This window comes from Rhodopseudomonas sp. NSM, assembly GCF_052445935.1.
GTDB lineage: Bacteria > Pseudomonadota > Alphaproteobacteria > Rhizobiales > Xanthobacteraceae > Rhodopseudomonas.
Genome location: NZ_JBQTCH010000008.1, coordinates 99169 through 112633, shown reverse-complemented (window position 1 = coordinate 112633; position 13465 = coordinate 99169). Strand labels below are relative to the sequence as shown.

Here is a 13465-nt window from a genome sequence, read left to right as displayed (position 1 = left end):
ATTGCCGATCGAGGAGCGCGAGCATGATTCACAAGGTCACCCGGGACGACGTCGTGTCCGGCTACAAAGTCATTCTCGGGCGCGAACCCGAAAGCGAGCGGGCGATTCAAAGCCACATCGACAGCGGAAGCGAGCTGTGGCCCTGGGTCGAGTCCCTGACGCGCTCGGCCGAGTTTCGCCGGAGGAGCGGATGGCGCCCGTTGTGCTTCGTCCACATCCACAAGACGGCGGGCTCCTCGATGCTGGTCGGCCTGCAGAAGGCGCTGGGTCCCGGCGGGCTGTATTGGCGGGGTGAAACGGAGCCGTTCGATGCCTTCGAGCATCGCACCGGTGACGAACTGACCGGCTTCGCGGCCATCGGTGGTCACATTTCCCGGACCGAGTTTCGTGAGAAGATCGGCGACGACGGAGTCTTTGCCGCGGTCCTCCGAGATCCCGTCGCGAGGGCGATTTCCCTGTTCGATTTCATGAAGTCGCCGTTCTCGACGTCTCACCCCATACGCGACGAAATCCTGGATCTCGATCTCGAAGGAGCGTTGCGGCGGTCGCAAGGATTTGTCGATCTCGTCGCAAATCAGCAATGCAAACTGATCGGGAGCGAACCCACCTTCGCTGCGGCGGTCGCCGAGATTGCGTCCAACGCCTGGATCATCGGTGATATCGCCCAATCCGAGAAGATGTTTGTCAGGATGTGCGGGAAAGCAGGTGTTGCCGCGACACAACTGCCGCGTGTCAATATCGGCCGCGACGGCTATGCGGATGGCATCACCGAGAAGTGCAGGAGTATGCTGCGGGAGTTGAATGCCGAGGACGTGAAGCTCGTCGATTGGGTGAGATCGCTTGGTGATTGACGGGCAAGCGGCGGCCCGATGCCAGTCGCGGAGCAACGACGAGAAGCGATGGGAAACTTGACAGACAAGCGGTTCACTGGAAAAGCGAGTTGATGCGCTGGCGAAATAAGAGGTCAAGCCCCCATGAATCACGTGCTGATCAATCGCGATGAAATCGATGGCGTTTACAGGGAGGTTCTGGGGCGTCCGGTTGATCAGGCCGGGCTTGACCATTTCGGATCGCTGATCGTTCCCTACAAGATGACGAAAGGGCGGTTGATGTACATCCTTGCGGGGAGCGAGGAGTTTGCCAACCGTGATGACGATAGCAGGAACAGGGTGCTGTCTACGATCAAGAGCACCGTTCATCCCGCCGAACGATTGCACTGGTTTCATTCCATCAGACTGTCCGATGGGTTCGTCACCAACGGGATGCAGCAGCAGGACCAAGTCGCCGAACTGGTCTTTAAGCATTCCGTTCGCGGAAAGTCGGTGCTCGATATCGGCGCGTGGGATGGGTATTATTCTTTCGAGGCTGAACGGCGCGGTGCTTCGGATGTTTTGGCGACCGATTGGTTCTGCTGGGGCGGCCCGGGGTGGGGGACGAAAGCCGGCTTCGATTTTGCTCATGCCGAGCTCAATTCGAAAGTTCGGACTGCTGAAGTCGACCTGTTCCAGCTCGATCCGGCGCAGCACGGGACGTTCGACGTCGTGCTGTTTCTCGGAGTGCTCTACCATCTCGTCGATCCGTTGGGCGGACTGCGCAAGGCGGCCGAGATGGCGGCAGATCAGTTGATCGTCTTCACACACACCAGGAACAATGGGACGGCGAGTCCCTCGATGGCGTATGTCGAGGGCCTCAATGGAGACGATACGACTTACTGGTACCCAAACCTGTCATGTATCACTGCGATCCTGGAGAAGAACGGTTTTACGCGATTTGAAACTCTGGAGGGGCCGGTTGGACCCGAGAACGGAGAGCCGCGTCATCTCGTTCACGCGTTCCGTTGATCCCCTTGGTCGCTTGGATCACGTCCAACTGGTCGTGATCACCTCCACAATCCGCGCGCTCGCCGTGCCGTCGCCGTAGGGGTTCGCCTTGCCGGCGAGGCGTCGGTCGGGGGTTTGCAGCAGGGCCGATGCGCGGGCGACGATCAGGTCTTCGTCGGCGCCGACCAGTTCGGCGAAGCCGGCGTCGATGCCTTCCTGCCGTTCGGTGGTCGTGCGCAACACCAGCACGGGAACGCCGAAGCTCGGCGCCTCTTCCTGAATGCCGCCGGAATCCGACAGCGCCAGCACCGAGCGGGCCAGCAGGTAGACGAAGTCGATGTAGCCGAGCGGGTCGAGCAGCAGGATGTTGCCGGTGTCGCCGAGCAGCGGCATCACCTGCGCGCGCACGTTGGGATTGAGGTGCACCGGAAACACGAAGCGCAGCCGCGGGTGCGCGCGCGCGATCCGGCGGATCGCCCGGCAGATCGCGGCGAGATCGTCGCCGAAGCTTTCGCGGCGGTGGCAGGTGATCAGCACGATGTCGCCCGGCGCCGCGGTGATGTCGTGGATTTGCGGCGAGATCATCGCGCGGCCGGTCGGTGCGGCGAGGCGGGCGTCGAGATCCAGCAGGGCGTCGACCACCGTGTTGCCGGTGAGGTGGATCAGGCCGGGATCGATGCCCTCGCGCAGCAGCGCGTCGGCGGCGCGCCGGGTCGGGGCGAAATGCAGGTCGGCCAGCGCGCCGATCAGCTTGCGATTGCCTTCTTCCGGGAACGGATTGTAACGACGATACGACCGCAACCCGGCCTCGACATGGCCGACCGGGATACGCTGATAGAACGCCGCCAGCGCGCCGGCGAAGGCGGTGGTGGTGTCGCCCTGCACCAGCACCAGGTCCGGCTTCACCGTGCGCATCGTGTCGGCCAGCCGGGTGATCAGCACCGCCGCGAGTTCCGTGAGATCCTGGTCGGGGCGCATCACCGCCAGATCCTGGTCGGGAACGAGGCCGAACGCGTCGAGCGTTTGCTGCAGCATCTCGCGGTGCTGGCCCGACACGCAGACGAAGGTGTCGAACTGCGCCGGCCGGCACCGCAATTCGGCAATCACCGGCGCGAGCTTGATGCACTCCGGGCGGGTGCCGAACACCACCATTATGGTCTTTGTCATGTCAGGCGGCCTGGTTGCTGCCGCCGAAACCGATCGACAGCGGCAGGTCTGTCGCACGCCCTCGGGAGACGGAGAAGGAAGCCTTCGCGGGGTCGTATGCGATCATCGCCGACGCCTTGTCCCGCATGAAGTCCAGGCAGGTCTCTTCATTGACGAACAGCAGCCGCTCGCCGGCGTCGTCGCAGTCGCGGACGATGGTGGCCAGGAATTCGCTGTGGGCGGACAGCCGATCCTGCTCGCTCTGCCAGCCATAGGCGTAGCGTTCGGAGAACGGGTGGTCGAGAAATCCGAAGAATTGCGAGCCGGCCCTGGCGGTCCGGAAGGCGTCCTTGAAGACCTGCAGGCGGTCTCCTTCCGCCAGCATGCAGTCGCCATGCAGCATGCAGGACTGGCTGTGCGAAACGAAGCCCGCCGGGCCGTAGGGCGCTTCGCCGCCACGCGCCATCAGATATTCCGGATCGTTGGCGATGATGCCGCCGACGAAGCCGTCATAGCCGGCTCGCGCCAGTGCCGCCGGGACGTAGGTCGGGTTCTGGTGGAACGGCGAGACGGCATAGCGCACGGTCAGGCCGGGGATGCGGCTCTCCAGCCAGTGTTTCGAATCTCTGGCCTCGGCTTCCGCGGCGTCGGCCGTGCCGCCCCAGCGCGGCGCGTGGCTCACCGAATGCGACAGGATCGAGCCGCCGGCCGCGCGCAGCTCGCGCAGCAGCGCCAGATGCTCGGCGCGCTCCGGCTGGTCGGTCTTGATCGCCAGCGACAGTGGGACGCGCTGCTGTCGGTAGAGCTCGAACAGCGGCCGCGCCGACGCAACATCCTCGTCACAATCGAGCCGCATCGTCACCGCGGCGCCGACGCCGTGCGGCACGTCGCGCAGATGCGGACGGCACGGCAATTCGGTGTGTCGATAGTGCGACACGAAGGTTTCGACGATCTGCCAGTCCGGCCCGTCGATCGGGCCCAGCGGCCGGGCGAACCACAGCACCGCGGAGGCCGGCAAATCGCGCAGCGTCGCGATCGCGCCGGCGGCCTCGGGGCCGCCACAGTCGAGCACGGCGACAGCGCCCGCCTGCACCGGCCGCGCCAGCGATCCGATCGACCAGGGATCGGCCCCGATGCCGATCCGGCCGTATCCGAGATTGTTCCATTCATCGGCGAAATCGAACCGGCACAGCCGTCGCACGCGCAGCGGCGACGACGCCCCCAGGCCGCGGCCGGCATACCGGATGGCGCCGGCGCTCTCGCTGCTCTGCTGAACGGCGGCCGGCGCGCAGCTCGCCACATGGGCGAGCCCGGCGTCGATCGGGCCGACCTCGATACCGGCGAGTTCCGCGATCGCGGACCCGAGCGAGCCGAACAGCATCAGCTTGGCGCCGCGGCCGATCAGGGCGCGGAAATAATCCGCCTTGCTGTCGTCTGGTGATACCGCAAGCACGACGCTGCCCGGGCCGATGTCGGGCCAGTCCCCGCGCCACGCCCGAACCTGACCTCGCGTGAAGCTGCGCACCATGGCCCGCGAGAGAAGCTCCTCTTCAAGGGCCATCTCGGGGCCGAACAGGCAATTGATCATGATACTGACAGCAACTCGCGCTTCGACGCCCCGCGGAAGGTCGGCAGTGAATGCCATTTCAATGATATTGGCAATATCGCCGCGGAATCGAGGACGGCGTCAGCGACCGATCGGCGCAACGGGCCCGCGGATCGAGGCCGCTTCGGGGCGCGGAAGCGGTTGCGGCGGTGTTGCGTGCACCGGGCGATCGCAGCGGCGGCCGTTTCCGAAGAGCGGCTGCCGCGCGAATCATCAGGTGTGTATCATAACTGCATCGCCAAACGAGATCGGCGGTAAGAGGTTGAAACAATTCGGCATTTATAATGGCTGCGGAGCCTTGTGTCGTGCCGGCAGAATCTATATCAATCGCCCCGATCCAGCCCGACGGCACAATCGATTAGTTGTTCGATATGGAAGATCCGCGCTTTCAGGAGGCGTCTACGTGACCGTGAGTTACCGCAAGATCGACAAGTGCAGAATCTCGGGAAGCGAGAATCTCGTCTCCGTTCTCAATCTCGGCAAGCAGGTGCTCACCGGCGTGTTCCCCAAATCGGTGGACGAGAACATCACGGCGGGACCGCTCGAACTGGTTTGGTGCTCCGACAGCGGCCTGCTGCAACTCGCGCATTCCTACGATGCCGGCGAGATGTACGGCGAGAACTACGGTTATCGCTCCGGCTTGAACCAATCGATGGTTCGCCATCTGGTGCAGAAGATCCACGGCCTGGAAAAGCTGGCCAATCTGTCGCCCGGCGACGTGGTCGTCGATATCGGATCGAACGACGCGACCTCGCTGTCGGCCTACACGACGCCGTCGCTGAAGCGCATCGGCATCGATCCCACCGGTCACAAATTCCGCCAGTACTACAAGGACGACCTTGTCCTGGTGCCGGACTTCTTCTCGGCCGAGGCGTTCAAGTCCACCGGCGCCAAGCCGGCCCGCATCATCACGTCGATCGCGATGTTCTACGATCTGGAGTCGCCGATCGACTTCGCGCGCCAGGTTGCGGAAAGCCTCGCCGACGACGGCATCTGGCATTTCGAGCAGAGCTACATGCCGTCGATGCTGCGGATGAGCAGCTACGACACGATCTGCCACGAGCATCTCGAATACTACTCGCTCGGCGTCGTGAAGCAGATTCTCGACGCCGTCGACATGAAGATCGTCGACGTGCAGATGAACGCCGTGAACGGCGGCAGCTTCGCCGTCACGGCGGCCAAGCGCAGCAATCCGATCCGAAGCAACCAGGCGGTGATCGAGTGGCTGCTCGGCCAGGAGGAGCGGATGGGTCTCGGCACGCCGCGTCCGTTCCGTGATTTCGAGGAGCGGGTCTACCGCCACCGCTCGGACCTGACGCGCCTGCTGCGCTCGCTGGTCGCCGACGGCAAGAAGATCATCGGCTACGGCGCGTCGACCAAGGGCAACGTCGTTCTGCAGTTCTGCGGTATCACCAGCAAGGACGTGATCGCGATCGCCGAGGTCAATCCGGACAAGTTCGGTTCGTTCACCCCGGGCTCGCACATCCCGATCATCTCCGAGGCCGAGGCCAAGGCGATGAAGCCCGATTATTTCCTCGTGCTGCCGTGGCACTTCAAGGAGGGCATCGTCGCACGCGAGCAGGAATTTTTGAACAGCGGCGGCAAGATGATTTTCCCGTTCCCTGAAATCGAAATTCTTTAACGGTCCCGCGGGCAGGTATTCTCAATGAAGCGTGCACTTATTACCGGCATTACCGGGCAGGACGGCGCCTATCTCGCGCAGTTCCTGCTCGGCAAGGGATACGAAGTCCACGGCCTGATGCGCCGCAGCAGCGCCGCCGACGTGGTCGATGCGAAGCTGCGCTGGCTGAACATTCACAAGGATATCCGCGAAGTCGACGGCAACCTCATCGACCTCTCGTCGCTGATCCGCATCATTCGCGAAGTGAAGCCGGACGAGGTCTACAATCTCGGCGCGCAGTCGTTCGTGAAGGCGTCGTGGAATCAACCGCTGTTGACCGGGACCGTCACCGGTCTCGGCGCCGCCAACGTTCTCGAGTCGATCCGTCTCGAACGTCCCGAGGCTCGCTTCTATCAGGCGTCATCCTCGGAAATGTACGGGATGATTCAGGAAGAGATGCAATCGGAGAGGACCCCGTTCTATCCGCGCTCTCCGTATGCGGTCGCCAAGCTGTATGCGCACTGGATGACGGTGAACTACCGCGAGAGCTACGGCATGCATGCCAGCAGCGGCATCCTGTTCAATCACGAGTCGCCGCTACGTGGCATCGAATTCGTCACGCGCAAGGTCACGGATGGCGTCGCGCGGATCAAGCTCGGTCTGGCCGACGAGTTGCGGCTGGGAAATATCGACGCCAAGCGCGACTGGGGTCACTCGAAGGAATACGTCCAGGCGATGTGGCTGATGCTGCAGCAGGACAAGCCGGACGACTACGTGATCGCCACCGGGCGGACGACGACCGTTCGCGACATGTGCCGGATCGCCTTCTCCCATGTCGATCTCGAAATGGAAAGATACCTCAAGATCGACCCGGCATTGTTCCGGCCCGCCGAAGTCGACGTGCTGTTCGGCAATCCGGCGAAAGCCAAGGAAAAGCTCGGCTGGTCCGCAAAGATCACGCTCGAGGAGATGATTCGCGAAATGGTCGATGCGGATCTGGCTCGCCTTCGCAACGTACGGACGTAACGGGCGGTTCAGTGTCGCAAGTCGAGGCGATCAAGGTACTGATTACCGGCGGCGGCGGCTTCGTCGGCCAATGGGTCGTCGAGGCGTTGACGCGGGCTCTGCCGGCCGGCAGCGAGATATTGATTGCGGATCGCGCCCAGCCCGAGGTCGTCAGCGGCGATATCCGATCGGCGTCGCTCGACGTGACGGATACCGATTCCGTCAACGATCTGCTTCGGCGCGAACGTCCGACGCATATCCTGCATCTGGCAGCGATCTCGGCCGTCACCGACGCCTCGCGCGACACCCGGGGCGCCTGGGCCGTCAATTTCGGCGGCACGTTCAACATCGCCCTCGCGATCGGTGACTTCTGCCCCGGCAGCCGGCTGGTCCATTGCAGCAGCGCCGAGGTCTACGGGGCGACGTTCAATAAAGGGCTGCCCGTCGACGAGACCGCGATGCTCGATCCGACGAATTCCTACGGCGCGGCGAAGGCGGCCGCCGACATCATGCTCGGGCAGATGGCGCGGCTGCAGCTACGCGCGATCCGGATGCGTCCGTTCAACCATACCGGGCCCGGGCAGAGCGAGAAGTTCGTCGTGCCCGCTTTCGCGGCGCAGATCGCCCGGATCGAACGCGGCGAACAGGAACCCGTGATCAATGTCGGCGACATCGACACCCGACGCGACTTCCTAGACGTTCGCGACGTCGCGGACGCCTACGTCAAGGCTCTGCTCGAATTCGATCGTCTGCCGCAGGGATGCGCCATCAACCTCGCATCCGGTCAGGCGCGGACCGTCCGCAGCGTGCTCGAATTGATGCTGGCGCAATCTCAGGTCCGGATCGAGGTTCGGTCGGATCCGAGCAGGGTCAGGGTGAACGATACGCCGCTGATCGTCGGCAATGCCGACCGCGCCAAAGAGCTGCTGGATTGGGAGCCGAGGCGGTCGTGGGACGAGACCATCCGGAACGTGCTCAATTATTGGCGCGAGAGACCTGATCGCGCTTAGCGGGGCGGCCGGGGCGGTTTGTGTTCCGAAAAAGCGGTGCTAGAAGCATCCTACGTCTGATGGAGCATGGATCATTTCGGCGCCTGGAACGGGACTGGGACTTGCCAAGGCCTTTTGCAGAGCGTTTTTCGCGCGTATCAGGGCAGCGCGCTCTGTTGCTTTCCGAAGGGGACAGACCGAGCCTTTCGCTTCGATACTGTCCAATTCGATCCTCTTCTCCCTCGCAAGGGAATCGTGCGTGAAAGATGCCCAGTAAAATTTTCTTGTTCGCCGATCACACCTCCATCTGCGAAGCAAACTCGGGTGTCCAGCGAGTTGTGCGGGGCCTTGCCAGCGCCCTGCGCCGGCATCCGATCGACGTCGTTCTGGTCGGGTGGTCGCCCGATGATTGCGCGCTGATCGAACTGGATGCAGAGCGCCAGCGCCATCTCGCCAAGTATCATGGCCCGCAATTCCAGGAGCCGTCGGCGCCGAACGTCCCGCTGCATCTGTCGCCTCATGCCGATGATCTGGGCGGTAGCTGGCTGATCGTTCCCGAAGTCACCCATCTGACCTATCACAGCAAACCGCCGACACTGGAAATCCTGCTGTATGCGCGACGCTTCCGGATGCGCAGCGCCGCGATCGTCTACGACCTGATTCCGCTGAAGCGTCCCGAATATGCGGACATCAGACCCGTTCATTCCGAGTATCTGCAGCATCTGTTCTTCGCCGATCTGCTGATCCCGATCAGCGATGCGGCGGGCAAGGATCTCGCGCACTTCCATCGCCACACCTCGCCGGAGCTGAGCGACCGCGCGCCGCTGAACCGGTTCTTGAGGCTGCCGCACGAACTCTCCAGCATCGCGCGCTCCGCGTTGCCGGAGCAGCAGGATGCCGACCTGATCCTTTCGGTCGGCACGGTCGAGCCGCGCAAGAACCAGGTCGCGCTGATCAAGGCATTCGCCAAGGTGCGGGAGCGCTTGCCGGAACGGCCGCTGCGCCTGAAGCTTGTCGGCAACGTGCACCCCCTGGTCCGGAGCGAGATCGACGCATTGTCGGCCGAGGTCGCCGGCGTCGAGGTCCTGAATTTCGTTGCGGAGGCCGATCTTCACGCGCTCTATGCAGAAGCTCTGTTCACCGTCTTCCCCTCGGTCGAGGAAGGCTACGGCTTGCCGATCGCGGAGAGCCTCTGGCTCGGCGTTCCCTGTGTCTGCGCGAATTTCGGCTCGATGCACGAGGTCGCCGCCGGCGGCGGCACCGTGGGGATCGATACCAATGACGGCGATGCCCTGGCGGATGCGCTCGAGCGCCTGATCGTCGATTCCGAGCGGCGCGCGACGTTGCGACGTGAAGCGGGCGAACGCGAGCTGCAGGATTGGGCTCAGTACGGCCGAGATTTTCTCGATCTGCTGAGCGATTCGCCCGGCATCACCCACGCTTATTACTGGGTGAGTTCGACGGTCACCTACCACGGCAATTCCGGCGTGCAGCGTGTGGTGCGCCAGTTGGCATCCGCCCTCGAGCGGCTGGGCGTCGCCCTCGATTTCGTCAAATGGGATCGCGAACGGCAGACCTTCATCGGCATCACGGCGGACGACGCCAGTCATTTGGGCAACTGGCATGGCCCGACGGCCGCGCGCGCCGGAGATCCGATCCCGCGCGACCTCGAGGATTCGTGGCTGATCGTGCCCGAGCTGGTGCTGCCCGATCCCAATTTGCTGCAGATCATCCACGCCGCCCGCGCGCTGAAGATGAAGATCGGCGTCGTGTTCTACGATCTCATTCCGGTGACGCTGACCCAGCTCTACTCGCCGGAAGCGCAGCAGGGGTATCACTATTATTTCGACGTGATGAAGCAGGCCGACGTCATCTTCCCGATCTCGCGGACGATGGGAGACGACCTGTGGTCCTATTATTGCGCACGGTTGCCGCGCCTGACGACGATCCGGCAGCGGATCGTCCCGCTGCCGTTGGCCGCGGAAATGCGGCCCCTGACGCGCAGCACCGAGATCAACCGCAATGCCGGGCCGACTATCACCGTGCTGATGGTCGGCACGTTCGAGCCGCGCAAGAATCACCTCCCTGCCATCCACGGATTCAGGCAGGCGCGAAAGGTTCTGGCGGCGAAGAGTTCGGCGACCAAGCTGCAGCTGAAGCTTGTCGGCTCGGTCAGGGATCACGAACTATACGCGCGCGATCTGATCGCGGAAGTCTCGCAGGAATCCGACATCACGATCGTTGACCTGCCGGGTGATGAGGAACTGGCGACCTTCTACAACGAGTGCGACTTCACGATCTTTCCGTCGCAGCTCGAAGGCTTCGGACTCCCGGTTGTGGAGAGCCTGTGGCACGCCCGTCCCTGCATCTGCAGCGACAAGGGCGCCGTCGCGGAGGTCGCGCAGGGCGGCGGCTGCGTCCTGATCGACGCGCAGGACGGCGACATGCTCGGCGAGAAGATCGCCTGGCTTGCCGAAAACCACGAGGCTCGCTGGCGGCTGGCGGAGGAGGCAGTCGCCCGCGTGCTGCCGACCTGGGAGGACTACGCCCGCCAGTTGACGTGGCATCTGCACGATCGCGGGCCGACCTTCCCCAACGCATTCGAGCGAAATCTGCCGGCTCTGCGGCCGCAGTCGGTGCAGCGGAAGCGGCAGCAATTCAGGCTGTCGGTCTGCATCTCGACCTACAACCGGGCGGAATGGCTGCGGCACAGTTTGAAGCTGCTGCTGGTGAGCGCCGAGGCGGCCGGCGGCAGCGTCGAGGTGCTGGTGGTCGACAATACATCGACCGACCATACGCCCGAGATCGTCGTTCCCTATCTGCAGAACCCGAACTTCCGCTACATCCGCAATCCCGAAAACGTCGGAATGCTCGGCAATCTCGCCGTGACCGCCAAGGCCGCGCGCGGCGACTACGTCTGGATCCTCGGCGACGACGATCTGACCCGGACCGGCGTGGTGCCTCGGATCATGCAGGCGATCGAGGCGCACCCGACCGCCGAGCTGATCTATCTGAACTACGCCTACACGCATTTCGACAAGCCCGAGCAACTGTCGAATATCGACGAGATCGTACTGAAGGCGATCCCGATCGCGCCGTCGACGCCGAGCCATTTCTCCAACGAGATTCGCTCCTTCGCCGCGCTGAACGAGAACCTGTTCACCGCGATCTACGCCTGCGTGTTCCGCAAGGATCATGCCGTGGCGGCCTACACGCAGGACACCTCCGGTCCGCCGTTCTCGAACCTGATGACCTGCATCCCGACGTCGGACTACGTGCTCAGGCACATGGTCAACCGGCCGGGCTACTGGATCGGCGACCCCTACATCATCGTCAACATGAACGTCTCGTGGCTCCGCTGGGCGCTGATCTGGCACCTCGAGCGGATGCCGGATCTGTTCGATCTGGCGGAGACGCAGGGAGTTTCGTCGGACCAGATCGCGCCCTACCGAGCCAACCACAGCGCCGATACGCCGACATGGGCGCGCCACGTCTATTTCGGCGCGGACGCCGAACTGGCTCCGATGTTCTCGATGGCCCGGCTGATCGAACGCTGCAAGCACATCCCGCGTTTCCAGGAGCAGCTGCCCGACTTGTTCGATGTGTATTCGCGGGCCTATCTGAACGATCGGGTCGTGGTCGACGATCTGTCGCCACGGCAGATGTTCGAGCGGTTCGGCTTCATCGACAAGATCGTGCGTTAGGTCGGCGCAGGTGAGTGCTTTAGCGGAGAGCGATAGAGCCATGGTGTTGCCCTATCTCAAGTCCCGTCTGGTCTTCCCGCTGGCCGAAAAGCTGTCGGCGCGGGACGTCCGGAGTCGGGTGCGCGCCATCAACCGGGATCTCGCCACGCCGTGGGCCGATCGCCAGCGCCGCAATCGCTTGCGGCTCGCCGAGATGGTCCAGTGGGCGCAGCACGAAATCCCGTTCTACAAGGATCTGTTCTCGCGTCTTCGGTTCGATCCGGTCAAGATCCTCACGGATATCCGCTATCTCAGCAACATTCCGGTGCTGACCAAGGCGGATCTGCTCGAGGCCGGCGATCGCATCGTTCATCCGGAGGCGATGACCCATCTCAACATGCAGATGAGCCGCACCAACGGCTCGACCGGGGCGTCCCTGCCGGTTTATTTCAGCCCCGCGGCGAAGGACGAATCGGCGGCCGTCACCCGCATCAGCCAGCAATGGATCGGATTCGGCGAAGCCGACGAGCAACTGCACATCTCGTCCGAGCTGCCGGGAGAGGTCCCCCCCGAGGCGATCCGGGAAGAATGGTGGCGCAGGGCCGCGACCAATCGGATCAGTGTCGAGTGTTCGTCGTGGTCGGATGATAACCTGCAGACCCTGTGGTCCGACATCGAGCGCCACTCTCCCTTCCTGATCCAGGGCCATCCGTCGACGATCTATCATCTGGCGAACTTCGTCAGGGAACGCGGCCTTTCCCCACGTGGAAAATTCAAGGTGTTCGTCTCCACCGGCGAGCGACTCGGCGAAACGCAGCGTGCGACGATCGAAGACGTCTTCGGTTGTCGGGTCGCCAACCGCTACGGCAACGCTGAATTCGGCATCGTCGCGCACGAGCGCTTCCTTTCGCCGCCCGACGAGCCGAACGGCGAGGGCGACGTGACGCCTGCGGAAGCGACCGCGCGGCACTATCTGCAGATCATGGACCCGTGCGTCTGGGTCGAAACATTGCCGTCGACGCCCGGCGTCAGCGGCCCGCTGGTGGTGACGTCGCTCGTCAATTTTGCGGCTCCGCTCATTCGCTATGCGACCGGAGACGAGAGCCGGGTCGTCAAGGGGCGCGCCGGCGTCTATCTGGACGGGGTCGAAGGCCGCGTCCACGATGTCGTCGTCATCAACGGCGCCCGCTATTCGACCAGTTTCGTTCAGGATGTGCTGTCGCGCCACATGCTTGTCACCGATTTTCAGTTCGTGCGCGGACCCGGAGAGGTGCTGGAATTGCGCCTGGCTCTCCACAGCCCCCGCGACGAAGAGGCCGTCCGAAATCAGGTGATCAGTGTACTCGGCGAAGGCGTCAGGCTATCTTTCGTGCCGCGTGCGCAGTTCATTAGGGTCGGCCGCCAGCAGAAATTCCGCTACGTCGTCGACGTCTGACCGACGACCGGCGCACGAAACTGCAACCCGGGACTGAGATGCCGCACCACTTTGATCTCGAAAAGTACCGACTGATCGCCGACGGCTACACCGAGTGCGGTGCGCTGCTGAATCGCGCGATTCGTGAGCTGCCGGCGCAGGGCGGCATCATCGCGCTCGG

At 63.4% G+C, this 13465-nt stretch carries 9 protein-coding genes; 7 read left to right on the top strand and 2 right to left on the bottom strand.

Going from position 1 to position 13465, the window contains the following annotated elements; translation table 11 throughout:
* Positions 1 to 23: 23 nt before the first annotated feature.
* Both ACTZWT_RS19685 and ACTZWT_RS19680 read left to right on the top strand, forming a co-directional pair.
* A complete protein-coding gene (locus ACTZWT_RS19685; protein WP_444771375.1) occupies positions 24 to 851 on the top strand; it encodes a hypothetical protein in 828 nt (275 codons plus the stop codon).
* A gap of 123 nt (positions 852 to 974) precedes the next feature.
* The gene (locus ACTZWT_RS19680; protein ID WP_444771374.1) at positions 975 to 1841 is read left to right on the top strand and encodes a class I SAM-dependent methyltransferase; all 867 of its coding nucleotides are present in this window, start codon (positions 975 to 977) and stop codon (positions 1839 to 1841) included.
* Between the two features lie 18 nt (positions 1842 to 1859).
* Here ACTZWT_RS19680 and wecB read toward each other — a convergent pair whose 3' ends face one another.
* Positions 1860 to 2987, bottom strand: a complete 1128-nt coding sequence (gene wecB, locus ACTZWT_RS19675) for a non-hydrolyzing UDP-N-acetylglucosamine 2-epimerase (protein ID WP_444771373.1) — start codon at positions 2985 to 2987, stop codon at positions 1860 to 1862.
* A gap of 1 nt (position 2988) precedes the next feature.
* A complete protein-coding gene (locus ACTZWT_RS19670; RefSeq protein WP_444771372.1) occupies positions 2989 to 4554 on the bottom strand; it encodes a hypothetical protein in 1566 nt (521 codons plus the stop codon).
* A 421-nt stretch (positions 4555 to 4975) separates the two neighbouring features.
* On the opposite strand from ACTZWT_RS19670, the gene ACTZWT_RS19665 reads away from it, so the two are divergent.
* The 5 genes from ACTZWT_RS19665 (at position 4976) to ACTZWT_RS19645 (ending at position 13305) form a co-directional block, all read left to right on the top strand.
* Positions 4976 to 6214, top strand: a complete 1239-nt coding sequence (locus ACTZWT_RS19665) for a class I SAM-dependent methyltransferase (RefSeq protein WP_444771371.1) — start codon at positions 4976 to 4978, stop codon at positions 6212 to 6214.
* A gap of 24 nt (positions 6215 to 6238) precedes the next feature.
* On the top strand, positions 6239 to 7219 hold the full coding sequence (gene gmd / locus ACTZWT_RS19660) for a GDP-mannose 4,6-dehydratase (RefSeq protein WP_444771370.1): 981 nt from the start codon (positions 6239 to 6241) through the stop codon (positions 7217 to 7219).
* Between the two features lie 11 nt (positions 7220 to 7230).
* Positions 7231 to 8208 carry a GDP-mannose 4,6-dehydratase gene (locus ACTZWT_RS19655; protein ID WP_444771369.1) on the top strand — a complete coding sequence of 326 codons (978 nt, stop codon included), beginning with the start codon at positions 7231 to 7233 and terminating at the stop codon, positions 8206 to 8208.
* Positions 8209 to 8525: 317 nt separating this feature from the next.
* Positions 8526 to 11891, top strand: coding sequence for a glycosyltransferase (locus ACTZWT_RS19650; protein ID WP_444771368.1), 3366 nt, complete (start codon positions 8526 to 8528; stop codon positions 11889 to 11891).
* A 40-nt stretch (positions 11892 to 11931) separates the two neighbouring features.
* A complete protein-coding gene (locus ACTZWT_RS19645) occupies positions 11932 to 13305 on the top strand; it encodes a phenylacetate--CoA ligase family protein (RefSeq protein ID WP_444771367.1) in 1374 nt (457 codons plus the stop codon).
* Positions 13306 to 13465 lie beyond the last annotated feature (160 nt).